29 protein-coding genes are annotated in these 24,096 nt (G+C 64.9%); 11 read left to right on the top strand and 18 right to left on the bottom strand.

Features of this window, described 5'->3' with window-relative positions:
• Positions 1–22: 22 nt before the first annotated feature.
• The 3 genes from selD to CBW66_RS04735 all read right to left on the bottom strand — a co-directional run bounded on the left by selD (position 23) and on the right by CBW66_RS04735 (position 3,444).
• The gene (gene selD, locus CBW66_RS04745) at positions 23–1,087 is read right to left on the bottom strand and encodes a selenide, water dikinase SelD (RefSeq protein ID WP_086136978.1); all 1,065 of its coding nucleotides are present in this window, start codon (positions 1,085–1,087) and stop codon (positions 23–25) included.
• A gap of 43 nt (positions 1,088–1,130) precedes the next feature.
• On the bottom strand, positions 1,131–2,222 hold the full coding sequence (gene mnmH, locus CBW66_RS04740; RefSeq protein ID WP_086136832.1) for a tRNA 2-selenouridine(34) synthase MnmH: 1,092 nt from the start codon (positions 2,220–2,222) through the stop codon (positions 1,131–1,133).
• 79 nt (positions 2,223–2,301) lie between these two features.
• Positions 2,302–3,444 carry an NAD(P)/FAD-dependent oxidoreductase gene (locus CBW66_RS04735; protein WP_205701096.1) on the bottom strand — a complete coding sequence of 381 codons (1,143 nt, stop codon included), beginning with the start codon at positions 3,442–3,444 and terminating at the stop codon, positions 2,302–2,304.
• 89 nt (positions 3,445–3,533) lie between these two features.
• Between CBW66_RS04735 and CBW66_RS04730 the strand changes: the two genes are divergently transcribed.
• The gene (locus CBW66_RS04730; RefSeq protein WP_086136830.1) at positions 3,534–4,217 is read left to right on the top strand and encodes a TetR/AcrR family transcriptional regulator; all 684 of its coding nucleotides are present in this window, start codon (positions 3,534–3,536) and stop codon (positions 4,215–4,217) included.
• Here the strand turns inward: CBW66_RS04730 and CBW66_RS04725 are convergent.
• Positions 4,214–4,903 (bottom strand): LrgB family protein, encoded by a 690-nt coding sequence (locus tag CBW66_RS04725; protein WP_086136829.1) that lies wholly within the window; start codon positions 4,901–4,903, stop codon positions 4,214–4,216. The two genes, CBW66_RS04730 and CBW66_RS04725, sit on opposite strands and share 4 nt — an antisense overlap.
• Positions 4,900–5,358, bottom strand: coding sequence for a CidA/LrgA family protein (locus CBW66_RS04720; RefSeq protein ID WP_086136828.1), 459 nt, complete (start codon positions 5,356–5,358; stop codon positions 4,900–4,902). The genes CBW66_RS04725 and CBW66_RS04720 overlap by 4 nt, the downstream gene beginning before the upstream one ends.
• Before the next feature lie 102 nt (positions 5,359–5,460).
• Between CBW66_RS04720 and CBW66_RS04715 the strand changes: the two genes are divergently transcribed.
• From CBW66_RS04715 to CBW66_RS04685, 7 genes are all read left to right on the top strand, one after another.
• Positions 5,461–6,369 (top strand): LysR family transcriptional regulator, encoded by a 909-nt coding sequence (locus CBW66_RS04715; RefSeq protein WP_086136827.1) that lies wholly within the window; start codon positions 5,461–5,463, stop codon positions 6,367–6,369.
• A 26-nt stretch (positions 6,370–6,395) separates the two neighbouring features.
• A complete protein-coding gene (locus CBW66_RS04710; RefSeq protein WP_086136826.1) occupies positions 6,396–7,214 on the top strand; it encodes a glutaminyl-peptide cyclotransferase in 819 nt (272 codons plus the stop codon).
• An 81-nt stretch (positions 7,215–7,295) separates the two neighbouring features.
• Positions 7,296–8,150, top strand: a complete 855-nt coding sequence (locus tag CBW66_RS04705) for a hypothetical protein (RefSeq protein ID WP_205701095.1) — start codon at positions 7,296–7,298, stop codon at positions 8,148–8,150.
• Positions 8,147–8,800 carry a hypothetical protein gene (locus tag CBW66_RS04700; RefSeq protein ID WP_086136825.1) on the top strand — a complete coding sequence of 218 codons (654 nt, stop codon included), beginning with the start codon at positions 8,147–8,149 and terminating at the stop codon, positions 8,798–8,800. The genes CBW66_RS04705 and CBW66_RS04700 overlap by 4 nt, the downstream gene beginning before the upstream one ends.
• Positions 8,801–9,070: 270 nt before the next feature.
• The gene (locus CBW66_RS04695; protein ID WP_086136823.1) at positions 9,071–11,095 is read left to right on the top strand and encodes a ferritin-like domain-containing protein; all 2,025 of its coding nucleotides are present in this window, start codon (positions 9,071–9,073) and stop codon (positions 11,093–11,095) included.
• Positions 11,095–12,036: a DUF692 domain-containing protein gene (locus CBW66_RS04690; protein WP_086136822.1), complete on the top strand. Its 942-nt coding sequence runs from the start codon at positions 11,095–11,097 to the stop codon at positions 12,034–12,036. Before CBW66_RS04695 ends, CBW66_RS04690 begins: the two co-directional genes overlap by 1 nt.
• On the top strand, positions 12,026–12,898 hold the full coding sequence (locus CBW66_RS04685; RefSeq protein ID WP_086136821.1) for a DNA-binding domain-containing protein: 873 nt from the start codon (positions 12,026–12,028) through the stop codon (positions 12,896–12,898). Before CBW66_RS04690 ends, CBW66_RS04685 begins: the two co-directional genes overlap by 11 nt.
• A 65-nt stretch (positions 12,899–12,963) precedes the next feature.
• Here CBW66_RS04685 and CBW66_RS04680 read toward each other — a convergent pair whose 3' ends face one another.
• The 12 genes from CBW66_RS04680 to CBW66_RS04625 all read right to left on the bottom strand — a co-directional run bounded on the left by CBW66_RS04680 (position 12,964) and on the right by CBW66_RS04625 (position 20,849).
• Positions 12,964–13,212, bottom strand: coding sequence for a DUF3297 family protein (locus tag CBW66_RS04680; RefSeq protein ID WP_010398340.1), 249 nt, complete (start codon positions 13,210–13,212; stop codon positions 12,964–12,966).
• A 57-nt stretch (positions 13,213–13,269) separates the two neighbouring features.
• Positions 13,270–14,073 (bottom strand): OBAP family protein, encoded by an 804-nt coding sequence (locus CBW66_RS04675; protein ID WP_086136976.1) that lies wholly within the window; start codon positions 14,071–14,073, stop codon positions 13,270–13,272.
• 33 nt (positions 14,074–14,106) lie between these two features.
• A complete protein-coding gene (locus CBW66_RS04670) occupies positions 14,107–14,436 on the bottom strand; it encodes a hypothetical protein (protein ID WP_205701094.1) in 330 nt (109 codons plus the stop codon).
• 197 nt (positions 14,437–14,633) lie between these two features.
• Positions 14,634–15,035 carry a GFA family protein gene (locus tag CBW66_RS04665; protein WP_086136819.1) on the bottom strand — a complete coding sequence of 134 codons (402 nt, stop codon included), beginning with the start codon at positions 15,033–15,035 and terminating at the stop codon, positions 14,634–14,636.
• 10 nt (positions 15,036–15,045) lie between these two features.
• Positions 15,046–16,818 (bottom strand): ABC transporter ATP-binding protein, encoded by a 1,773-nt coding sequence (locus CBW66_RS04660; RefSeq protein WP_205701093.1) that lies wholly within the window; start codon positions 16,816–16,818, stop codon positions 15,046–15,048.
• Complete coding sequence (locus tag CBW66_RS04655; protein ID WP_086136818.1) at positions 16,815–17,369, bottom strand: hypothetical protein; 555 nt, start codon at positions 17,367–17,369, stop codon at positions 16,815–16,817. The genes CBW66_RS04660 and CBW66_RS04655 overlap by 4 nt, the downstream gene beginning before the upstream one ends.
• Complete coding sequence (locus CBW66_RS04650) at positions 17,369–17,905, bottom strand: MauE/DoxX family redox-associated membrane protein (RefSeq protein ID WP_086136817.1); 537 nt, start codon at positions 17,903–17,905, stop codon at positions 17,369–17,371. Before CBW66_RS04650 ends, CBW66_RS04655 begins: the two co-directional genes overlap by 1 nt.
• Complete coding sequence (locus tag CBW66_RS04645) at positions 17,899–18,777, bottom strand: hypothetical protein (protein WP_086136816.1); 879 nt, start codon at positions 18,775–18,777, stop codon at positions 17,899–17,901. The genes CBW66_RS04650 and CBW66_RS04645 overlap by 7 nt, the downstream gene beginning before the upstream one ends.
• Positions 18,759–19,772 (bottom strand): RimK family alpha-L-glutamate ligase, encoded by a 1,014-nt coding sequence (locus CBW66_RS04640; protein WP_086136815.1) that lies wholly within the window; start codon positions 19,770–19,772, stop codon positions 18,759–18,761. The genes CBW66_RS04645 and CBW66_RS04640 overlap by 19 nt, the downstream gene beginning before the upstream one ends.
• A gap of 64 nt (positions 19,773–19,836) precedes the next feature.
• Positions 19,837–20,010, bottom strand: coding sequence for a hypothetical protein (locus CBW66_RS04635; protein ID WP_230492136.1), 174 nt, complete (start codon positions 20,008–20,010; stop codon positions 19,837–19,839).
• 157 nt (positions 20,011–20,167) lie between these two features.
• The gene (locus CBW66_RS04630; RefSeq protein ID WP_086136813.1) at positions 20,168–20,356 is read right to left on the bottom strand and encodes a hypothetical protein; all 189 of its coding nucleotides are present in this window, start codon (positions 20,354–20,356) and stop codon (positions 20,168–20,170) included.
• Positions 20,357–20,654: 298 nt separating this feature from the next.
• Entirely contained in the window at positions 20,655–20,849 is a 195-nt protein-coding gene (locus CBW66_RS04625) for a hypothetical protein (protein WP_086136812.1), read from the bottom strand.
• Positions 20,850–21,175: 326 nt separating this feature from the next.
• Here CBW66_RS04625 and CBW66_RS04620 point away from each other — a divergent pair, with 326 nt between their 5' ends.
• The 3 genes from CBW66_RS04620 to CBW66_RS04610 all read left to right on the top strand — a co-directional run bounded on the left by CBW66_RS04620 (position 21,176) and on the right by CBW66_RS04610 (position 23,442).
• Positions 21,176–21,553 carry a hypothetical protein gene (locus tag CBW66_RS04620; RefSeq protein WP_086136811.1) on the top strand — a complete coding sequence of 126 codons (378 nt, stop codon included), beginning with the start codon at positions 21,176–21,178 and terminating at the stop codon, positions 21,551–21,553.
• A gap of 7 nt (positions 21,554–21,560) precedes the next feature.
• Positions 21,561–21,905, top strand: a complete 345-nt coding sequence (locus tag CBW66_RS04615) for a hypothetical protein (RefSeq protein WP_086136810.1) — start codon at positions 21,561–21,563, stop codon at positions 21,903–21,905.
• A gap of 70 nt (positions 21,906–21,975) precedes the next feature.
• A complete protein-coding gene (locus CBW66_RS04610; RefSeq protein WP_139841561.1) occupies positions 21,976–23,442 on the top strand; it encodes a serine hydrolase domain-containing protein in 1,467 nt (488 codons plus the stop codon).
• Here the strand turns inward: CBW66_RS04610 and CBW66_RS04605 are convergent.
• On the bottom strand, positions 23,439–24,020 hold the full coding sequence (locus tag CBW66_RS04605; protein ID WP_086136808.1) for a type 1 glutamine amidotransferase family protein: 582 nt from the start codon (positions 24,018–24,020) through the stop codon (positions 23,439–23,441). The genes CBW66_RS04610 and CBW66_RS04605 overlap by 4 nt on opposite strands.
• Between the last annotated feature and the right edge of the window lie 76 nt (positions 24,021–24,096).

Here is a 24,096-nt window from a genome sequence, read left to right as displayed (position 1 = left end):
GCCTTTGTAAAAATATTGTTCATTAAGATACGGAAACCCCGGTCGTGCCTTCCTGCATCTCGCCGACGACGACGGCGTCGCCAAAGCCTTCGGCGCGGAAAATCGCCAGCACTTGCTCGACGGCTTCCGGCGCGCAGGCCACCAGCAGGGGGCCGGCCGTCTGCGGGTCCGTCAGGATCGCCCTGTCGATGGCGCTTAAATTGTCTGCCAGCGCCACTTGCGCGCCGTAGCCTTGCCAGTTGCGGTTTGATGCGCCAGTAATGTTGCCATTTTGCGCCAGTTGCTGCACCTGCGGCAGCAGCGGCACGGCATCCATGGCGATGCGCGCCTGCAACTTGGCGCCGCGCGCCAGTTCCAGGGTGTGGCCCAGCAAGCCGAAACCCGTCACGTCCGTCAGCGCATGCACGCCATCGAGCAGGGCCAGCTTCTTGCCCGGGGTATTCAATTTGGTGGTGTTGTCGATTAAGGAAGCGTAGCCGTCCGCGTCCAGCGCGTTTTTCTTCAGCGCGGCCGACAAGATGCCCACGCCGATCGGCTTGCCCAATACCAGTTTATCGCCGGCGCGCGCGCCCGCGTTGCGTTTCACTTGCGAGGGGTGGACCAGGCCCAGCACGACCAGGCCGTAGATCGGCTCGACGGAATCGATGGTGTGGCCGCCCGCGATGGGGATGCCAGCCTGGGCGCAGACGGTTTCGCCGCCCTTTAATATGAGGCCGATGGTTTCTACCGGCAGCTTGTTGATCGGCATGCCCACCAGGGCCAGCGCCATGATGGGCGTGCCGCCCATGGCGTACACGTCGGAAATGGCGTTGGTGGCGGCGATGCGGCCGAAGTCGAACGGATCGTCGACGATGGGCATGAAGAAATCTGTCGTGGCGATCAGCGCCTGCTCGTCGTTGAGCTGGTAGACGGCCGCGTCATCGGAGGTTTCTATGCCGACCAGTAATTCCTTCGGCAGGGGAAAGCCGCCGCTGCCCTTTAAAATGTCGGCCAGCACGCCCGGCGCAATTTTGCAGCCGCAGCCGCCGCCATGGGCAAATTCGGTCAATCGGATGGGTGTATTGGATGGTAGTGCGCTATCGGACATGGTCGTCATCCTGCTTAAAAAAGGTAAAAAAGCGCGCTCAGGCTCAGGCGGCGCTGGCGGTACGGGGTTCGCCGACGATAGCACATAATGCGCGCGCGGCTTGCTCAAAGGCATGTTCTGAAATATCGGGCAAGACCAGCGGTGTCGCCTGGGCGTAGCGGCTGAAGTTGCGGGCGATCGATTGCCGGTAGACGGGGTCGTAATGCTGGACCAGCAGTTCTTCCACCAGCTCGGCCATGCGGCCCGCCGTGGCCAGTTGCTGCCAGTGGGCGATTTTCTCCTTGCCATGCAGTTGCGTCAACAGGGCCAGCTGCACGTTCAGGCGCTGTGCATCGCCGACGAAATGCGCATAATCCTGCATCAGCAATTGCACGCGCTGCTCCGTGGCCAGCCGCACGTCCGTGCAGGCGGCCGCGCGCATCTTTTCCATCAGCGCGTCGGGCACGCGCAAGCGGCCCACTTTCTTGCTTTCCGATTCGATGAACACGGGAAGATGCGGGTTGAAAGTGCGCAATTGCTGCCACAGCGCGCTTTCGAACGCCTTTTGCGACGGCTGCACTTCCTCTGGCAAGCCGCCCAGCACGGAGCCGCGGTGCGCTGCCAGTTGCTCCAGGTCGATCACCTGCGCGCCTTGCTTGTCCAGCACCTGCAGCAGGCGGCTCTTGCCGCTGCCGGTGGGGCCGCACAGCACGTTGATGAAGTCGAAGCGTTCGGGCAGGATGGCCAGCTCGGCGTTCACGTGGCGCCGGTAATCCTTGTAGCCGCCCTCGAGCTGCGTCACGGGCCAGCCGATGCGCGCCAGGATGTGCGCCATGGCGCCGCTGCGGTTGCCGCCGCGCCAGCAATACACCAGCGGCGACCAAGACTGCGGGTGGCCGAGGAAGCCGTCTTCGATATGCCGCGCGATATTCTGCGCCACCAGCGCCGCGCCCAGCTTCTTCGCCTCGAAGGCGCTCGTCTGCTTGTACAGGGTGCCGACGCGCACGCGCTGCTCGTCGTCGAGCACGGGCAAGTTGATGGCGCCCGGCAAATGGTCTTCCGCGAACTCGGACGGGCTGCGCACGTCGATGATGGCGTCGAACTCATGCAGGCGTGGCAGGATGTCGCTGAAGGGCTGGACTGCAGGGTATTTCATCGTGGCGCGGCTGCTGGGAATGGGGGAAGACGTATTATCCCCGATAAAGGCCGCTGGCGTGGGGCTTTGGCGCCGCCATTTACACTTCGGGTGCCGGGCCGGCGTCCCGCATGCCCGTAAAGAACCGCACCAGGCCGTGCGGCGCATCGTCGCCGAAGCACAGGCGCAGGATGCGCTCCGACTCCGCCGCGGCCACGCTGCTGCGCGCAAACAGCGCCGTTTCATATGCCAGCAGGGCCGCTTCCACGTCGCTGGGGGGCGCGGCAAGCGCTTGCGCCAGCTCGGCGCCGTCCAGCATGGCCAGGTTGGCGCCTTCGCCGGCTGGCGCCATCAGGTGGGCCGCGTCGCCCAGCAAGGTCACGCCCGCCACGCGCTGCCAGCGGTGGCGGACGGGCAGCAGATGCACGGGACGGGGCACGGGCGGCGTGTCCGCGTCCGTGATCAGGGCCGTGAGCGCCGGCGCCCAGCCGGCAAACTGGGCGGCGATGGCGGCCCGGGCGGCGGCCGGGTCGGCAAAATCGATGCTCGCCAGCCATTCTTCCGGTTTACTCAGGGCCACATACGCATGCAGCACGCCATCGGCTTCGCGGTGGACCTGGATGCCCTTGCCCGGCGCCAGCGCGAACAGGGCGCCGGTGCCCACGGCTTGCGCAGTGGCCCCGTGGCGGCGGTCGCTGTCGAACAGATACGTTTCAATGAAGGCAATGCCGCTGTAGGCCGGCTGCGCGCTGGAGAGCAGCGGCCGCACCCGGGACCAGGCACCGTCCGCGCCCACCAGCAGATCGCTGCTTGCCGTGGCGCCATGCGCAAAATGTAAAAGGTGCTGGCCGCCGCCCAGCGTGGCGACGTTTGTCAGCTTGTGGCCCCAGCGCACGCAGCCTTCAGGCAAGGCTGCGTGCAGGATGCGGCGCAACTCGCCGCGCGGCACTTCGGGACGGCCGCCCGTGCCGTCGTCGTCCTCGTCGAGCAGGACGGTGCCATGCTGGTCGAGCACGCGGCTCGCTTCGCCGCCCGCGTGGATGAGGGCACGGAAGGCATCGTGCAGGCCGGCCGCCCGCAGCGCTTGCTGGCCAGTTTCTTCGTGGATGTCGAGCATGCCGCCCTGGCGGCGCGCCTGCGGCGATGCCTCCGCTTCATACACGGTGGCGGCGATGCCGTGGACGTGCAGCACGCGGGCGAGCATCAGCCCGCCCAGGCCCGCGCCGATGATGGCGATATGCATGGTGATCCTTCAGGTGGTGTTTAAAACAGTAATGGAACGGCGTTCCATAAGAATTTTGCGGCAAGCCGGCATCTGTGTCAAGATAAGCAATGCCCCATACCGTAGCGACCCCACCACGACGCGCCGACTCGCTGACGCGCGACACCATCATCGACGCCGCCATTGCCCTGCTCGACACGGCGGGCGAGGGCGGCCTGACTTTCCGCGCCCTGGCCGCGCGCCTGGCGACGGGAGCGGGCGCCATCTACTGGCACGTGGCCGACAAGGATGATTTGTTCACGGCCGCCAGCGACGCCATCGTCGCCCGCGCCATGGAGGCCGCGCCGCCTGGCGATACGCCGCAGGCGGGCATCCGCGCCGTGGCGCTGGCCATGTTCGAGGCGATGGATGCGCATCCGTGGCTGGGCTCGGCCCTGTCGCGCGCGCCGGGCCAGCTGCCCACCGTGCGCATCCTGGAACGCCTGGGCCGGCAGGTTGATGCGCTGGGCGTGCCGCAGGAGCGGCAGTGGATGGCGGCATGCGCCTTGCTCAATTATTTGCTGGGCGTGAGCGGGCAGAATGCGGCCAATGCCGTCATCGCCAGGGAACAGGGCCTGGAGCGCGCGCATTTCCTCGACACTCTGGCAGGCGCCTGGTCACGCCTCGATGCGCAGGCGTTCCCGTTTGCCCGCAAGGTGGCGGGCCAGCTGCGCGCGCACGACGACCGCGCGGATTTTTTGGCGGGCATCGATCTGATCGTGCATGGCATGCAGGCGCTGCAAGCGGGCCGCTAGCCCAGCACATGTCCCAGCAGCGGCGCCAGCAGCACCGTCACGACGCCGGAAAAGATCATCGTCAGGCTGGCCACGGCGCCTTCTTCCGTGCCGACCCGGCGCGCCACGGACAAGCCAAAACCGTGCGCGGCCGCGCCATACGGGGCGCCACGGGCGATGCGCATGCGCAAGGGCAGCAGTTTTAACAAGGGTTTGCCCAGCATCAAGCCGAACAAGCCCGTCATGACAACAAAAATCCCCGTCAGCTGGGCCGAGCCGCCCATGTGGCGCGAGGCTTCCAGCGCGAACGGCGTGGAGACGGAACGCGCCAGCAAGCTGCGCGCCATGTCGCCATGCACGCCCAGCAGCCGGTCCAGCAGCAGGGTGGCGGCCACGGAGGCGACGATGCCGGCGCAGCTGCCCAGCGACAGGGCCAGCCAGTGCTTGCGGATCAGCTTGCGCTCCTGGAAGATGGGCAGCGCAAACGCGATGGTGGCGGGGCCCAGCAGCCACGGCAGCCAGCGCGTCTCGCCGAAATACGTGGCGAACGGCGTCGACGTTGCCTGCACGATGACGATCAATATCGCCGAGGTGCAGATGGCGGGCGTCAGCAGAAAATGCGGGTGGCGCCGGTGCACGGCCTGGTTGGCATAGAACAGCACCAGGGTCAGCAGCAAAAACAGCAGGGACAGCAGCAGGGTGCTCATGCTTGCGCCCTCACGGCGCGCTGGCGCAGCAATTTTTGCAGCCGGAGCTTGCGTTCATGGCGGCACACCCATTCCACCGTCAACGCCGTGGCCAGCATCACGCTGGCAAAGCCCAGGCCGATATTCACGAACAGCATCAAGCCCTGTGACCTCAACAGTTGTGTAAATTGCACCACCGATACGACCAGCGGTATGAAAAACAGCAGCATGTTGGCCAGCAGCCAGTTCGCGCCCAGTTCGATGGCGCTTGGCCGTACCCAGCCCGCCAGCAGCAGGGCCACCAGCACGAACAGGCCCACGACGCCGCCGGAAAACGGCAAGTGCAGGGCCGAGGCGGCCGCGTCGGCCAGCCACCAGGCGGCAATCAGGATGCCCACTTGCCACGCGGTCTGCGCGGGCTGGCGCCAAACAGCAATGGAGAGTGGGGCGGCGGTGGAACAAGGGACGGCTTTCACGGCAGGCTTTCAAACGGATGGGGGAGTTTTCATTGTAGTGAGCCCACATCAAAAGATAAAATGACTTAAACTCATGATCATCATTCGATTTTGGAATGCATCATGGATATCCGCTCCCTGCGCTACTTCGTCGAAGTGGTCGAGCAAGCCAGTTTTACGCGCGCGGCCGCCAGGCTGCACGTGACGCAGCCCACCGTCAGCAAGATGGTGCAACAGCTGGAACAGTCGCTGGACCTGGCCCTGCTGGACCGGGCCGGCAAGCGCTTTACCCTGACGGACGCCGGCAAGGTGGTGCTGTCGCGCGCGCATGAACTGCTGGCCTTGCACGCGGAACTGAAGGTGGAATTGCGCGACTTGCAACATCTGGAGCGGGGAGAGTTGCGGGTCGGCGTGTCGCCGCAGACGCACTCCACCCTGGCGCCATGGCTGGCCGAATACCACCAGCGCTATCCGGGCATCGAACTGAAAATGTATGAAAGCGGCACGCAGGCGATCGAACGCGACTTGCGCACCGGCACGGTGGAACTGGGCACCATGCTCGACTACCCGGGCAACGCCGCCACCTGGCAGGATTTCGAAGCCTTGCCCCTCGTGCGCTCGCCGCTGTGTCTGCTGGCAGCGCCCGGCTCGCCGTGGCACGGGCGCGCTGCCGTGGCTCTGGCCGAGCTGGCCGACAGCCCCTTCATCTTCTATGGCGCCGCCTTCGCCCTGAACGACATCGTGCAGGATGCCTGCCAGCGGGCCGGTTTCGCCCCGCGCATCACGGGTCGCAGCGGCCAGTGGGATTTCATTGCCTCGCTGGTGCGGCTGGGCGTGGGCATCTGCCTGCTGCCGAAGATGTATTGCGACACGCTTGATGCCGCGCAATTTGACGTGATTCCCCTGGCCGGTCCGCCCGTGGAGTGGAACCTCATGCTGGCCTGGCGCCGGGGCGGGCGGCTGTCGTTCGCCGCGCGCGCCTGGCTGGAGCTCGTCAGGGCGCGCATGGCGGACGCGGCCCGTTTACAATAGACGCTCGCCAACTTCCGCCCGACCCGATGAATATCAACGTCAATACCAGACTCAAACGCACGGCCGGCTCATTGCTGCTGGGATTGTTATGCACCGTAGGCCTGATGAGCGAAATGGGCTACGCCCAGGCCGCCTTGCCAGTGTATGGCTATTTCGTCAAGAACACTTACCCGCATGACCCGCAGGCTTTCACGCAAGGCTTGCTGTTCAAGGATGGCCATCTGTATGAAAGCACGGGCCAGAATGGCCAGTCTTCCTTGCGCAAGGTGGAGTTGACGACGGGCAAGGTGCTGCAGAAAAGCATGCTCGACAAGAATGTGTTTGGCGAAGGCATCACGGACGTGGGCGACGAGATCCTGGGCCTGACGTGGATGTCGCAGACCGGCTATGTCTTTGACCTGAAGACCTTCAAACTGAAACGCAAATTCAGCTACGCGGGCGAAGGCTGGGGCCTGGCCAGCGATAGCCAGTTCGTCTACATGAGCGACGGCACGTCCGCCATCCGCGTGCTCCATCCGAAAACCCTGAAGGAAGTGCGCCGCTTCGAAGTGAAAGCCGAAGGGCGGCCCATCGACCGGCTGAACGAGCTGGAAATGGTCGACGGGCAACTGTTTGCCAATGTGTGGGGCGCGGACGTGATCGCCCGCATCGACCCGGCCAGCGGCAAGGTTGTCGGCTGGATCGACCTGACGGGCTTGCTGCCGCCCGAGCAGCGGGGCACGGCCAATCCCGACGCCGTGCTTAACGGCATCGCCTGGGATGGGCGCGGCAAGCGCTTGTTTGTCACGGGAAAATTGTGGCCCAAGCTGTTCGAGATCGAGCTGATCGAAATCCAGCGCCGTTGATGTTTCCTATCGGACAGTGTTGCTGGCGATGAATCGTTTATCATCGCGGTTCTTCGCCCGCTGCGACCCTTTCAGGATGTCATGCCGTTCTTTTCTTTACACCGCCTGGCGGCCGCCGCCACCCTGGCCGCCGTCATCGTGCCCGCCGCGCAGGCGCAAACATCCTACGTGCCGGTGATGCGGCAATACGGCGACTTCGTCGTCACGCGTAATCGCCACGACGCGCTCGTCACCTTGTCTTTCCGCCAGCACGGCTATTGGCCCGGCGGCGCGCGCGAAGTGGTGGAAGTGCGCCCCTTGGCGGCCAGGCGCGAGGGTCAGCCGATGCTGCTGGCATTCACCAAGGGCTATACGGGCCAGGGCACCATCCTCATTGGCGTGCAGAATGGCGAACCGCTGATGCGCCCCATCAGCCCCCTGCAGCGCGACAATATGGTGCGCACGGAGCGCGACCCGGAATGGGGCGTGCCGCAGCCGGGCAATCCCGAAATGCTGCTGTTTGCCCGCGATGGCCGCGCGCTCGACACGCGCACGGGCGAGCTGCTGTGGTTTGACGTGCCCGGCGGCGTCACCGGCGATTACGCGCCCGCCATGCTGGTGTCCGTCTCACCCGACGGGCGGCGCGGCGCGTATTTGACGAATGCGCTGACGAAGGTGGGGATCATCGTCGCCACGCGCGACGACGGCGTGGCCGGCGTGCTGGCTTTGCCGCCAGACACGTATCAAAGGTGGCTGAAGCCCTTGTCGGATGCCGCTTCCGCTCAGGCGGGCGCCGCCATCAAGGCGCGCCAGGGCCGCACGGATTCAAACCGCATCCGGCGCGAGCTGGAACTGGCCTGGTTCGGCCAGCAATTTCAATGGAAAGAAGGCAAGGGCGGCTGGCAAGTGACGGGCTTGGGTCTCAGTTCCGCGCCGCCGGAAGGAAAACAGCCATGAATATCGCCAAACTCGTCGCTAAACTCATCGCCGGCTGCTGCGCCGCAGCGCTGCTGGCCGGCTGCGTGCATGGCGAGCTGTTCCCCAAGGATTATTTGACGCAAGATATTGACAAGCAACAAGCCTTGCTGGAACTGGATGTGTTCTTCGGGCAGGCGCCCGACGACAAGCTGACGTCGCGCACGACGTCACGCAACAGCGTCGAATACGCGGGCGCGCCGCATATCGTCGTGCCGTTTTACCAGAAGGGACTTGGCTTCGACCAGGGGTTCGCGGGCACGTATATGTTCGCCGTGCCCTATCCGATCGCCAAGGTCGAGACGGCCACGGCCAGCAGCCGCGTCTTCGGCCAGCGCATCGAAGGCCCGGGCAGCCCGCGCTACCGCTTCCGCGTGCCGGGCAAGGCGCAGTGGAACAGCAACGAAAGCTTCATGCTGAGCTTTGCGCGCAAGGGCCGCCGCGAAGCCATCACTTTCCGCTTCAGCACCGAGCACAGCTGCCCGTCCGCCTTCCTGGCCACCACGCCAATCTATGGCTTTCCCATCAAGGCCGTCGCCACGTTCAAGGGCAATCAAGGCTGTCTGAAAGTGTGCGACAGCCGCGAGCAGTGGCCCGGCTTTTGCGCCTTCCAGCCGCCGCCGGCGGCCTGACTATCATCCTGCAAGCGACGCGCCGGCGTTGGACGGCGCGGCGCTTATACACGCGCGCGTTTTGCCGATTCTATTCAATTGTCATCGAATGGCGCCTGAAAACGCCTATTTTCACGCTGCAAGGCTGGCGGCATGGGCCGTTGGGCAGCGGATAAATCTTGCCGCAAAAGTATCTTTCTCAGGCGTATGATTTCCGTGCCGTGAGCAGCGCACGCCGATGGCGCGGCCCGGCCCGATATCCGAAACGCATCGTTCCTGTGGAGAGACAGAATGAAAATGCCCGTTTTAGGCAGCACCCCGGCCGCCATCACCAACCGTCCGCTCGACCTGCTGGCCACCGATACGGCGGCCGTGCGCGCCATCGCCCAGGCGGCCGTCAGCGTGGAACTGTTCACCATTCCCCTGTACATGGCCACCATGTATTCGATTCAGGGCACGCACCAGATCAACTCGAAAGGCATCACCTACTACGAAGGGCGCCAGTGGCCGGGCATGGGCACCACGGCGCGCCCCGAACTGAAGGAGCAAAAGGCTTTCAATATCATCTTCAGCGTCTTCATCCAGGAAATGCTGCACCTGCAGATGGCGGCCAACCTGGCCACGGCCATCGGCACGGCGCCGTGCTTCACGGGGTCGGAGCTGCAGTCGCAGGACCACGGCTGGACCTGCTACGGCAAGGATTGCACGCTGATCCCGCACATCGTCGACTTGCAGGACACGGCCGGCTACCGCCACGTGCGCGTCAACCTGGAAGAACTGAACGACAACCAGTGCGACCTGTTCCTCGCCATCGAGCAGCCGGAAGAGCAGGCACGCGCCCAGCTGGCCGAGTTCGACAAGCACAACCACACAAAATATTTTCCCGACGTGCCGTTTGATGGCTGGACACCGGGCAAGCACGTGCACGACCTGCCCCTGTTCGGCACCATCGGCTACATGTATGAGTGCTATGCGCGCTACATCAGCATCGCATACACGGATGGCCAGACCCTGTGGCAAAAGCTGTTCGTCAATGGCTCGGTGCAGCAGGACATGTTCAACAGCCAGGTCCAGGGGCACGCCAAGGCGGAGTTTCCCAAGTTCGACACCTGCTTCGGCCCGCAAGACCAGGATGGCGGCCAGACGGGCTCGTTCAACAAGGCCATCGACATGATGGCGGCCATCACGGACCAGGGCGAGGGCAGCGAAGCGGCCATCCAGCGCTACCGCCGCGACGCGGCGCAACGCCTGATGGCCGTGCAGCCCGACTACCGCGAAGACCTGGCCGCCTTGAAGTGCGACTATCCGTCGTACGCGAACAATGGCAAGGACGCCGAATCGCGCGACGCGCAGGCGCGCCACGATAGCGCCGCCTACGACCACTACGAGCGCTTCGGCCAGGTCAAGGCCATGCTGCCCGTGCAGACCTGGGCCGGCTGGCACAAGGACGGCGGGCGCTGGAGCGAAGCCATGCTGACCAACGAGCGCTATAACCCGGCCACCGCGCCGACGAACATCCCCGCGCCGGCTGCCGTGGCGGGCGCCCTGAACCGCCTGAAGGACGCCGGCGGCACCCTGCAAATGCTGAGCACGGTGGCCACGGGCGCCATCTACGGCATCACTTCCGTGCTGGACAAGTACTGGCTGAACCAGCAACTGGAATTCCCGTATCCGTCGATGGTCGGTGCGGGCGACCGCATGGCCATTTGCTGGGCCGTGCTGGGCCAGGCGCCGAACCTGGCGACGGGCGTGCCGCTGCCCGAGAAAAGCGTGCTGTACCACGCCTGCCAGGGCATGCACCTGGAGGGCGAGGCGTCGTCCACCTGCGCCGCGCTGGCCGTCTACCATACCTGCCGCGGCTCCAACGGCTGCCACGCCCAAGGCGGCTGCGGCTTCGCCCAGGCCGACACGGGCGGCTCGTCCTGCGGCCACTCGGTCAAGGCTGCCGCGGCGCCGGGCTCCGAGTGCTACGTGCCGCCACCGCCGCCGCAGGACGATAAAGTCTACAGCGCGCCCAGCGACAATAAATGCGGGGGCTTCGGCGGCTGCGCCGTGCCGATTTCGGCCTCGCAACTGTATCCGAACACGACTAAAAAGGAGCCGCCCGAGCCCGCCACCATGACCCTGTACGATTTCGGTCCCGCGCCTGAGCACCGCAGCATTCCGCTGGGCCAGAGCATGACGTTCTCGCTTGGCGACAATGTCTATGACAAGGCCTGGGAAGCGTATGGCAAGGTGATGGCGGCGCGCGGCACACCGGTGGGCGCGCCGCCGGCGCCCACCGACCTGCGCCTGGCCTTGCCGCCGTCGACCTGATGCGAGCGATCAAGCCAGCGGTGCTTCCGCGCCTGGGCCTGCAGAACCTGGGCCTGGGCGTGGGGCTGCGTCCGCCCCATTACGCGCACATTCTGGAGCACGGGCCGCAGGTGGACTGGTTCGAGATCATCAGCGAGAACTTCATCGACAACCACGGCTATGCGCGCCACGTGCTGGAGCAGGTGGCGGCGCAGGTGCCCATCGTCATGCATGGCGTGTCGCTGTCGATCGGCAGCAGCGATCCCCTGAGCCTGGCCTACCTGCGCAAGCTGCGCCAGCTGGCCGCCGAGATCCGCCCCGCGTGGATTTCGGACCACCTGTGCTGGACGGGCACCGCCTCGCTCAACAGCCACGATTTGTTGCCCTTGCCGCTGGACGAAGCCAGCCTGCGCCACGTGGCGGGCAGGGTGCGGCAAGTGCAGGAATTCCTGGGGCGGCCATTGATCCTGGAAAACCCCAGCAGCTACGTGGAGTTTGCCCAGTCCAGCATGCCGGAATGGGAATTCCTGGGGCGCCTGGCCGAGGACACGGGCTGCGGACTCTTGCTCGACGTTAATAATGTCCATGTCAGCGCGCATAATCACGGCTATGACGCGGCCGCCTATATCCGCCGGTTGCCGCACGCGCACATCGTGCAAATCCACCTGGCCGGGCCCACCGTCTGCGGCGCGATGCTGATCGACACCCACGACGCCCCCGTGCCGGCGGCCGTCTGGTGCCTGTACGCGCTGGCGCAGCAGCTGACGGGCGGCGTGTCGGCCCTGCTGGAATGGGATGCGGACATTCCCCCGTACCCGCAGCTGCTGGCCGAACTCGACAAGGCACGCGCGGCCGGGCGGGGAGCGTTTTCCGATGCATCGCCAGCCACGGCCACGGCGAGCTTGGCCGCCGCCGTCTCCACGCCGCTGGGCTTTCACCTGGAGGCGGCCCATGCCCCGTAGCGCCGACGGCGGCGAGCGCGTGGACGCACCGCTGGCGCAATTGCAGGCGTGGTTTTTGACGGCCATGACCGCGCCGGGCGGCGCGGCGCGCGGCGCGCAGCTGGCCAGCGAGCGCCACGGCTTGACGCAAGAGCAAGTGCTGAAACGGGCGCGGGGCGGGCCGGCGCCGCTGCACATCCATGCGGACGGCTATGTGCAGCGCCTGCTCGAATGCCTGCAGGCCGACTATCCCGTCTTGCGCAAGGTCATGGGCGACGAGCTGTTCGCGTTTTTTGCCCGCGCCTATGTCTGGCACCACCCATCCGCTTCCCCGACCTTGTACGACCTGGGCGGCGGCTTTGCCGATTTTCTCGCCGCCAGCCAGGGCGCCGCCGGCGCGCAGGAGGACGTCTTGCGCTTTCCCGTCGAACTGGCGCAGCTGGAACGGGCGCGCAGCGAGGCGGGCAGGGCGCCGGGCCTGGAAAAACGAGCGCCGCCATTGTTGCCTTCCGGCCTGGACTTGTTGCTGGGAAATGCCCCGGCCTGGCGTTTGGCGCCGTGCACGCGGCTGCTGGCCCTGTCGTTTCCCTTGTGTTCATTCTGGCAACAGGTGCAGGCAGCGCCGGACGACGCCGTGCCGCCCCAGCCGCAAGCGGCGCCCGCTTATGTGGCCATTTCGCGCATGCATTACCGGCTTGCCATGCAGGACTTATTGCCATGGCAATTTTACTGGCTGCAAGCGCTGGCCGGCGGCGCGCCGCTGGCGCAGTGCGCGCGGCAGGCGGCACAGTCCAGTGGCAGGGCGCCGGACGAGGTGCTGGCCGACGCCATGCTGTGGCTGCCCATGGCGGCCGGGGCCGGAATCATTACCGTCGATGCCTGAGAGGAAAGCGGCGGACGCAAAAAAGGCCGATACAAATCGGCCTCGATGGGAGCGAACAGCTGTGCTTAGCGGTAAAACGCTTCGACTTTGCCCTTCAGCTTGATCTGCAGCGGACGGCCGCGGCGGTCGAGGGACTTGGTGGATGCGACCTTGATCCAGCGTTCGCTGATGCAATATTCTTCCACGTCAAGACGTTCCTTGTCGTTGAAGCGGATGCCGACGTCGTTCTCGAACACGGCTGCAACGTGGTAAGGGCTGCTCGGGTCGATCGACAGGCGATCGGGCAATGGGGGTAAGGTAGTGGTATCGTTCATGGGCGTAATTATCGCCCAGAATGCCGATCCAGACAACGGCCTTTCGCGCGCCGTCTATCATCTGGCGGGGTGCGCAATGGCAGGCACGGCCGTGCGTGTGGATGGCGGTGGTGGTGATGAACTGTGCGGCATTCCCGTCGGGTCGGCCAGCTGGATGACCGTGCCGTGCTGCCAGGCGTCGGCACCGGCGACGATGGCGGGCGCGGCAATATCGGCCCGCTGGCGGCGTTTTTCTGCCGAATCGATGCCGAAGCGGCGGTCGCGCGCGGCGACCATGGCGGCGTCGGCCTGGCCGTCGGCTGTAAAGCCCATCATCAGTTGCGGCACGCCCAGCGGCAAGGTCTTGTGCCGATCCGTATGCCAGGTATGCCAGGTCTTGCCATACGTACCCACCAGTTTTTGCATCAGCGCCTTTTCGGCCACGGCCGGTATGCCGGGCGCGATCAGCTGGCCCGACTTCACTTCATGCACATGGCTGTGCCACAGCGCTTTTTCCGCCGCAGGCAAGCCTTGGTACAGCCTGGCGCTGACGATGTATTCGACGCCCATCAGCTTGGCATCCTTGACGTTGCCGTCGTAAATCACGCATTGAATCAACTCTTCATTGACGATGGCGCAATAGTGGTGCGCCTCCATCTGGCCGCGCAGATTGCCGTTGTAGAAATGAAAACCGTCGAGATAGGCATTGAGGGCCGCAATGGGCGGCCGCGCTTGCAGGGCGTCGGCGCCGGCATCGAGCACGCGCGTGGAGACCCCGGCTGGCGCGCCCGGGGCCTCCACGTTCGATGCCGTATTCCTGGCGCCGCAGGCGGCCAGACCCATGCCCAGCCCGGCGCACAGCATGGCCGTCAGCGCTTTCATGCCGACCGACGGCATCGGGCCATGCCCGCGGGATCAGGATTTGTCGTCATTCTTGTGGCTTTGACGTCCCGCTTCCACGTGCTGCTCATGCGTGCCGCCGCGCGTGCCGGAGCCGGAACCCGATTGCTGGCTGCCGCCGCCGCTCTTGCCTTGGCCCGATTGCTGGCCCGACTGTTGCGAACCCGATTGCTTGTCGCCGTCATTCTTGTGGCTTTGGCGGCCCGCCTCGACATGCTGCTCGTGCGTGCCGCCCTGGGTGCCGCCCGACGATTGGCGGCTGCCGGACTGTTTGTCCGACTGCTGGTTGCCCGATTGCTGTTTGTCCGATTGGCTGTCGGATTTGTCGTTGCTGTTCGAATTCATGATCATGTCCCCTAAGGTTAGTCTGCGTCGTCACCCGCTCCAATATGGGGTCGGATGTTCCTGCCTGAGCTCCGGCGCCGTGCAGCACCGTTGAGACCATTCTCGCTGCATGCGTCGGGCTTAACCATAGGGACACTCCTTGTCGCCACGTAGGAAAACTCCGGCGTAGCAAACAACCATTTCTACATTGGCATTGTTTACAAGTGCCGCGTTTCCTGCGGCGGCCTGTCCCAGTCGTCATGCCGGCCATCGACAAAGGTGACGGGTACCCGGGCCAGCTCGGACGCCGCCGCATCGTCGAGGCAGTTCAGGCCGATGCCGACAAACGGGCCGCTGCGGGGCGAATCGCCATAGCCAAACGGCCGTACGCCGCAGTTGCGGCAAAAATAGTGGCGCTCTCGCCCGGCGCCGAAGCGGTATGCGCTCAAATCCCCTTCACCGGCCAGCAGGCGAAAGTCGGCGGGCGGCACCTGGCTGGCCCAGCAGCGGATCTTCAGGCAATAGGAACAGTTGCAGCGCAGGCTGGGGGCCGCCAGGTCAATCTCGGCCGCGAAGCGCACGGCGCCGCAATGGCAACTGCCATGGTAGGTTTTTTTCATCGGGCCCACTTTACAGGGTGGCCGTACTGTCATGCAACTGCTGGAATTGCGACAGCTGCTGCTGCATCAGCCGCGCATACTGGCCGCCCGCGCGCAGCAGCTCGGCGTGCGTGCCTTGCTGGCAAATCCGGCCCTTGTCCATGACGATGATGCGATCCGCCTTCACGATGGTGGAAAAGCGGTGGGCGATGATGATGGTGGTGCGTCCTTGCATCAGCGCATCGAGGGCTTGCTGCACCAGCTGTTCGCTGGCCGCGTCGAGCGCGCTGGTGGCTTCGTCCAGAATCAGGATTTTCGGCGCGCGCAGGATGGCGCGGGCAATCGCGATACGCTGCTTTTGTCCGCCGGACAGTTGCACGCCCCGTTCGCCCACGAGGGTGTCGTAGCCGTCCGGAAAGGCCGCGATAAAATCGTGGGCATGGGCCAGGCGCGCCGCCGCCACCATCGCTTCGCGCGCCACGACCCGGTCCGGCACGGCAAAGCCGATATTGTCGGCGATGCTGCCGGAAAACAGCGCCGGCTCCTGCTCCACCACGGCCATCTGGCGCCGCAACTGCGTCACGCCCAGCACTTGCGCGTCGATGCCGTCGAATTGCAGGCTGCCCGCGTCAATCTCGTAGTGGCCCAGCACCAGGCTGGCGATGGTGGACTTGCCTGCGCCCGAGGCGCCGACGAGGGCGATTTTTTCGCCCGCGCGGATGGATAGGCTGACGCCGTCCAGCGCCGCGACCTGTACGCGCTCGGGATACGCAAAGCGCACGTCGCGCAGCGCGATGTGGCCCGCCAGCGGCGGCTGCGGCGCCGCCTCGGGCACGGGCCGGTGGCTGCGCAGGATCTCGAAGATGCGGTCGGTCGAGCCCATGGTGCGCATCCAGGTGTTCCAGAATTCGCTGATGGAGCCGGCCGTGTCCGTCACCATGCTGGCATAGATGACAAAGGCCGTCAGCTCGCCCACGCTCAGGCGGCCCTGGCCGATCAGGTGGGCGCCGAAGCACAGGGTGGTCAGCAGGGCAACGAAGGCCAGCAAGCCTTGCGCGCCCTGGAACACGGCCAGCAGCCGCGTGCCGGCCAGGGACACGCCCAGCAGCTCCCGCATGGCTTGCGCATAGCGGGCCATGGCGCCGCCTTGCTGGTTGAACGCCTGCACCAGCCGCGCATGGGCAAAATATTCCTGCGCCACCTTGCCGCTGGCGGCCAGGGTGGCCGAAATGGCCCGCGCGCGCTGCCGGTAATTACTGCCAGATAACTTACCGAGATACAGGCTGATGGGAATGAACAAGGCCAGCGGCAGGCTCAGCATGGGCGACAGCTGCAGCAGCATGGCGATTCCGCCCAAAAACACGCACAGCGAGCGCAGGGCATTGGCCGCGCCGATGGTCAGGCTTTCATGCAGGGCCGACACGTCGGACGTGAGCCGGCTGTTCAGCTCGCCGCCATGGTGCTTGTCGAAGAAGGCGATGGGCTGGTTGATCACCACGTCGAACAGGCGCCGGCGCACGCCCATGACGACCATGTGGCCGCTCGATTGCAGCAGGTAGAAGCGCGCGGCCGAAGCCAGCGCATACAGCACGCTGAAGGCCAGCATGGCGGCGACCATGCCCGGCGTGACGCCGTGCCGGGTGAGCGCGCTCACGTTGTCGATGAAATACGCGATGGCTTGCGGAAAAGCCAGTTGCGCGCCCACGGTGAGGGCCATGCACAGCAGGCCTGCGGCGATGCGCCAGCGTACCGGGTATAGCAGGCGCAGGCGTTCAAAATGCGGGCCGAAGTTGATGTGATTCATGCGGCGCGCTCCTGCGGCGGTGCGGCGTTCAGTTGTCCGACGAGGGCCAGCCAGTCTTCGTCGCCGATCAGGCCGGCCGCTTCCACGAGTCCCTGGTCATTGACAAAGACATAGGACGGCGAGCTCATCAGCGGATTGACGCGCCGGTAGTCGCGCAGCGCCAGCCGTGCCGTGGCCGTCCGCAGGCTGTCGCCTGGCAAAAAGGCGCGCAGCCGGCGGGCCGGCTCTTCGCTGAGCAGCCACATGGCCAGGCCCGCATCGCGCGCCAGCGGCAGCAGCCGTTCGATGCCGGCCAGCTTCTCCGCGCATTTCGGGCAGCGGCTGGCCAGGAACAGCAACACGGCCGCCTGGCCCCGTGCGCCCGGCTGGAAACGCGCGCCGACGGCCAGCGGACGCGCTTGCACGGCAGGCAGGGGCTGGCCCGGCGCCAGCGCCGTGGGCGCGATGCGTTCGCGGCGGCTGGCGCGCAGCACGGCCAGGCTGAGCCAGAGATTGCCGGCGATGGCGAACGCCAGCGCCGCCAGCACCAGTTGCAAGGTGGTGGCATCCATCAGTCCGCCCTTGCCAGGGTGGCGATGTCATGCAGGGAAATCGTGGCCACGCAGACGATGGCGGCCAGTCCGGCTGCCAATACAGTGGTGGCGACGGGCAAGGCCGCTTCCTGCGCCAGTGCAAAGTAGCTGCCGTTGATGCCGACCACCAGCACGTTGCGCAGCAGGTCGTACCGCGAGACGGGCCGCGCCGCTTCGCCGAAGCAGCTGCAGCGCACCACGCTGCGGGTGAAGTAACGGTAGACAAGCACGGCGGTGAGGGTACTCAATAGCAATAGCGACAGCAGCATCGGCAGATGCGTGCCTCCGATCAATATCCAGCCCGCCAGCAGCCAGCCGGAAAGCAGCAACTCGGCCATTACCAGGGCCGGCGCGGCCCAGGCGGCGGCGGAGGGCGGCACACCGAACGAGGTGGCCAGGTTGCCGCGGAAGGCAGCATAGCCGCGCAGCTTGCCCACGCCGGCCGCCAGCAGCAGCAAGGCGACGCAGCAGCGCGCGGTATCGGCCAGTAACGGGGACAGGAACGGCGTCAGCATGCTGGTCCCGTTGTTGTGCTCCACAGGGGTGCGAAGCCGCCCGGACGCTGGCGCCGCAGCTGCACGCCGTCGCGCGACGCCAGCAGCGCATCGTTCCACGGTTCGTCGGGCGCGCTGCGCAGCGCGCCGCCTATGTGCGCCTGCAATTGCCTCGAGATGGCCCAGCCCAGCCGTTCGGCATCGGCATCGCGCGCCATGTTCAGGCCCAACTGGGCCAGCTCTTCGCGCGTCAAGGCGTAGTTGTGCGAGTGGTATCCAGCCACCAATTGCGCGACGATGGCGCGCCGCGCCTCTTGCGTGGCATCTGGCAATTGCCAGGCCAGCAACTCTTCGCCGATCTGCGCCAGCTCCAGGGTGGTGCGGTAAAAGGCCGTCAGGGACGGGGGGAAGATGCTGCCGCACAGCAGGGACAACGACTGCTGGCGCGCTTCGCCGGCATCGACGCCGAACCACTGCTGCGCCATGTCGCCGAAGACCTTGATGTCCAGGCTGGACATGGAGCCGCCGTCGGCGCCGTCGAGCTGCGGGTCGATGGGTGAGAACAGGGCCAGGTCGCCGGCGATGATTTCATCGGCGCCCAGGGCCAGCAGGGTGGCGGCCGACTGGCAGTGGAAGGGAACGATAAAGCGCAGGTGGCGTGCATGCTGGCGCAGCAGCAGGGCGATGCGGCGCGCCGCGTTGACGATGCCGCCACGCCCGTGCAGCACCACGTCGAGGCGCGCCACGGGGCCGATGCCCTGGCACAGCTCGTACAGCGCGGGCAGCAGCTCCATGTCCAGATGCGAGGCGGCCAGGACGATGGCCCGGCTGTCGCGCGTCTGTTCCAGTGCGCGCAGCTGGACGGGGATCTGGCTCAGGTCTGGCTGTGGCATAGCGCTCCTTCGATCAGGGCCTCGGCCACGCTTTCCAGCAGGGGCAGGGCGGGCACCAGTTGTTGTACATATAAAAATTGCCCGACGGGATTGTTTTCCAGGAAAACATACTCACCCTCGGGCGTGACGATCAGGTCCAGCGCGCCATACTCGAGGCCATAGCTGTGCACGAAGGCGAGGCAGCGCTCGTGTAGGTCGTCGGGCAAGGTGGCCGCCTCATAGCGGATGGGCGCCGACATGTCGCGCGAATCGACGGCCGTGCGCGCATCGTCCTGCGAATACAGGCGCGCGGCAAACAGCCGCTTGCCGATCACGGTGATCCGTAGTTCATATTGCTTGGCGATATATTCCTGGAATTGGCAGCTCAGTACGCTGACGGCATCCAGGCTGTCGAGCATGGCATCGTCGACGAGGGTGGTGCCAATGCCGGCGCTGACCCTGTCCGCATCCTCGACCGTTTCGGCGGCCAGGGTGGGCGTGGACATGCTCTTGAAAATGATGGGGCCGCCAACGGCTGCGCGGAAAGCGCGCACCTCGTCTGGCACGTTGCTGATCACGGTGGCGGGTACGCGAAAGCCCATGCGCGCGGCCCGCGCCAGCTGCTCGCCCTTCCATTGGGCGCCGCGCAGGGCCAGCGGATGGCTGAGCCAATAGCAATCGAGCGTGTACAGCACGCTGAAGATGGCCTGCTCCGTTTCCAGCTTCGCGTAGGCGCGCTCCTGCGCGGACAGTCCGGTGCTGGCGTAGGCGTAGTCGGCCGCCTTGCGCAGCCAGACGGCGCCCACCTGGCGCAGGTCCAGCCAGTCGCCATCGGGCAAGTGGCGCAGGCGCGCGCTGGCCTGGCCGCCTAGCAGGCGCTGGCACAGCTGGTAATCGCGGGGAAAGGCGTCGAGATCGATACGGAACGGAGCATGGCCGCGGTCGGCGAGGATGGATGCCACCAGGTCGGCGTGCAGGTCGCCGCTATGGCTGATGATCAGGATCTGTTTGTGCATGAGGGCCCTGCGGCGAAAGAAAACAAAAAGCCTTGCCATGGCAAGGCTCCAGCTGGCGTATGTATCAGCAGAACTCTCCGCCGTCACTCGAACCGACGCGCGAATAACGGTATTGCTCTTCGCTGTCGACCGCCGTGCAGCCGGCCACGGCGACGCCATCGCGCACCTTCCATGGCGCAGGCAGGACAGGTTTTTCCTGCTCCTTTTTCTCAGCCAGTTTAAATGCGAACAATTTCATTTGATTCTGTTTCTGCATATTCCTGTCCTCCTGTGATGGTTTAAATCGCGCATAGTCATTGCGCGCGCACGGAAAGCCGGGCCGCAACTGGCGCCATTTGCATAGTGGATCGCGCAAGGCGCCGCCGCGCCGGGCTGTATTCATGGCGCGGCAAAGATCAGCAATAGATGCCGGTATCGTTAGGCGCGAAGCGCGAACTGTCGCGCAGATTGTAGTCTTCAGGGTCGCCGTAATAGGTGCAGCCCGCCGTGGCGACGCCGTCGCGCACCTGCCATGGCTGCTTGACTTCTTTTTCCACTTCTTTTTCGGCCAGTTTGAAGGCGAACAGCTTGGTTTGATTTTGCATTGTACTATCCTCTTGTAATGGTTAAGTACCGCTTTTGCCGGTGATTCGGCTTTTAAATATTAAGTTTAAAAAAAGAACACGTCAACCGGTGGATAATAAAAGATTGAATGGCCTGACATTAATATGCCGAGCAGAAAATATCACACCGCCATGTGGCAATGTATTTATATCGGCATCCAAATGGCGCTGGCATTATCCTTTACGCCAGGCGGATGGAATCAAAAGGGCTGGAAAGGGAATTGGATATAACCCCGCCTGCGGCGAGGTTATATCGCGCTGCCGTGATCAGCTGACGTGATCAGCAATACTGGCCGCTGTCGTTTGGCTGGATGCGCGAGGTATAACGGTATTGATCATTGCTGCCGACCGCGCTGCAGCCGGCAACGGCGACGCCGTCGCGGACTTTCCAGGCAGTGGCGGGGGCCACCTGTTTTTGCACCTGTTTTTCAGCCAGTTTAAACGCGAACAATTTGGGTTGGTTCTGTTTTTGCATTGTACTATCCTCTTGTGATGGTTAAGTACTGCTTGCGCTGTATGCCATGGTGTATGGCCGTTCGATATTAGCGTCAGAATAAATACGCGTCAACTTGAAACTGAATCGTGCAGGCGAATATATTTGCCAATACTCACCAAATATAACGGGGCTTATCCGTTATTTCAATTTGATAGAAAACAACGGCGCGGGTTTTTATTCGCCGGTGGCGCGCTATTATTGCGCCGCACTATAGCGCCGGTCGTCTGCGCTTATTATCGGCAAGCCGATCGCGCAGATGGCAAGCGGCGGACTATAATGTCGCCTTTCAGCAAGGGAGGCAGGTCATGGAAGCGGTGAGCGACAGCCAGCGGCGGCAGGCGCATGTGCTGGCAGGGGCGTTCGTGGAAGCGCTCGATTTGCGCGATCCTGTTGCGCTGCAACGGGACTGGGCCATGCCGCCCGCGCTGGCCGGGGAAATCTGCGATATGGTCGACAGTTATTTCACGCCGCGGCAGCGCTTGTCGCTTGCGCCGCTGGCGCAAGCCTTTCTGCCGGGCAAGGGAGGGCGTCCGTCCGTCGATGTGTACGCCACCGATGCCGGATCGCTGGGCATGGAATGTCAGCTGCTGGCCGACGGCCAGCCTGGCGAAGCGATCCTGCACCTGGAAATGTCCGGCCATGAAGGCGCATGGCGACTGACTTACAAATATATCGGATCCTGAGGAAGCCATGAATGAACTGATCAGCGAAAAACAGCGGCGCATCTGCGACAAATACGGCATGCCGGCGCAAGCCCCGGAAGCCATGGTGGCCCTGGCCATCGGCAGCCTGGCGCAGTCGCCCATCTACGGCACGCGCATCGTGCTGCCGGAAAACGGCACCATCAGCTGGTTCATCCACTGCGGTGAACACGACGACGCCAGCGGCTTTTACCAGGCCCTGCATGCAGAGCACCTGCACGAGATGCTGCCGCAAGTGGTCGATTACCTGGCCTTGCCCAGCGGCGCCAAGTTTATTCTCGACAGGCAAGGGTACGAGGATGTGTGGCTGGAAGAGCAACTTTCCGACCAGTAAGATTGTCGTTGACGTTGATAAATAGGTATGGGATGCTGCGGTTCCATTTTCAACGATCGAGAGCCGCATCTTGAAGCCATGCCTGCCGTCTGTCCTGTTTCTCATGGCGCTTGCCGCCGTTCCCGCTGGCGTCGTAGCCGCCTCCGCCAGCCAGCAACGGTCGTCGCACGCGCAGCAGGAGATTGCCGCGTTTGTGCGCAGCGAAATGCAGGAGCGCCAGATTCCAGGGTTGCAACTGGCGGTGATCCAGCACGGCAAGGTCGTGCTGAAGCGCAATTTTGGCCTGGCCAGCCTGCAATACCAGGTGCCGGTGACGGACGCCAGCCTGTTTTCCATCAACTCGGCGACCAAGGCGTTTGCGGGCGTGGCCGTGATGCAGCTGGTGCAGGAGGGCAAGGTCGACCTGTCCGCGCCCATCGGCCAGTACCTGACGGGGCTGCCATCGGCCTGGCAAGCCGTGACGGTGACGCAATTGCTCAACCATACCTCGGGCTTGCCCGATGTGCTCGACCAGCGCCGCGGCAAGCTGGTGGGGCCGCAGCCGGATGACGCCGCTGCGGCGTGGACCGCCGTGCAGGCGCTGCCCGTGGAAGCCGCGCCAGGCCAGCGTTACCGCTACAACCAGACCAATTACGTGTTGCTGGCGCAATTGATCGAGCGCCAGAGCGGCCAGCCGTTTACCGGCTTCATCCGGCAGCGGCAGTTTGAGGTGGCGGGCATGCGCCACAGCGGCTTTGGCGACGCGAAGGACGTCGTCGCCAACAAGGCCAGCTCCTATGTGCTGGACCGGGGCGGCAAGGGCTACCGCAACGTGATCGAGGATTTTCCCGTGTTCATGCGCGCCGGGGCAGGCATCAACAGCAATGCGGGTGAACTGACGAACTGGCTGGTCGCGCTGCAGTCGGGCCGCCTGCTGGCGCCCGACAGCCTGAAGCGGCTGTGGCAGCCGACCAGCTTGAATGACGGCAAGCCGGCGCCGTGGGCGCTGGGCTGGCCCACCATCGGCCGCGACGGCCACCGCGCCGTGGCCGGCATCGGCGGCGGCCGCTCGGCCTTCTATGTGTATCCGGACGATGGCCTGGCCGTCATCATTCTCAGCAACCTGGCCGGCGGCCAGCCGGAACAGCTGATCGACACCATTGCCGGCTTTTATATTCCCGCCCTGCGCCAGCAGCGGGGCGGCGCGTATGCCGCGCATTTATTGCGCACCAAGGCGGCCAGCGCCGGTTTTGACGGGCTGGAGCAGAAACTGGCCGCCATCCGGCGCCAGCACGGGCTGTCTGCACCCGCCGAAGACGACTTGAATGCCTGGGGCTACCGCCTGCTGGGCCGGCAGCAGCCGAAACAGGCGCTCGCCGTCTTCCAGCTGGGCGTGCAACTGTACCCGCAAGGGGCGAATGGCCACGACAGCCTGGCCGAAGCGTACGAGGCCGATGGCGCGACGGCACTGGCCGTCACGCATTACCGCCGTTCGCTGGAGCTGGACCCGGGCAACGCGCACGCCGTGGCGCGCCTGCGCGTGCTGGCCCCCGATTAGCGCGCTGCCGCGGCCTGGCCGTGCTCGGCGCCGTGCATGGCCAGATAGGCCGTCAGGTTGTCGTCGGCGATGCCCAGGGCGCGCAAGACTTCCTTCGTGAAAGTGACGGGCGCCGTGCCGGGTGCCGTCACGATGCGCTGGTCGGCCACGGCCCACGGCACGTCCTGGTACAGGGCGGCGCCCGCATAGCCCGTTTCCAGCAAGTTGCCAGCGCTGTTGGAGGTATGGCGCACGGTGTCGAGCACGCCCGCCTGCGCCAGCACGCGCGTGCCGTCGCAAATGCCGGCCAGCACCACGCCCTTGTCGCGGGCCGCGCGCAGCAACGGGCCTAGGTCGGGCGCCTTGCCGCTTTGCCATTGGCTGCCGCCGCACACCATCAGCAAGTCGAGTTCCTCGAGCACAATCTCTTCCAGCGCCAGTTGCGGCGTGACCAGCATGCCGCCGGACGAGGTGACGGGCAAGCCGCCCGGCGTGGCGAACTGCGTATAGAAGCCGTAGTACAGGCGCGCCGTGGAGTTGAGCAGGGCGGTTTCCCAATCGGCAAAGTTCTCGGTCAGTATGGTGATGGCACGTGTCATGAAAAGTCCTGTCGCAGGTGGAGATATCGATATTAATACAGTAATACAGGCTGGCTGGCCTGCTGGTGACGAAAGC

This window comes from Janthinobacterium sp. GW456P, assembly GCF_002127655.1.
GTDB lineage: Bacteria > Pseudomonadota > Gammaproteobacteria > Burkholderiales > Burkholderiaceae_D > Janthinobacterium.
Note: the sequence above shows the minus strand (reverse complement) of the source record. Positions and strands in the feature narration are given on the sequence as shown.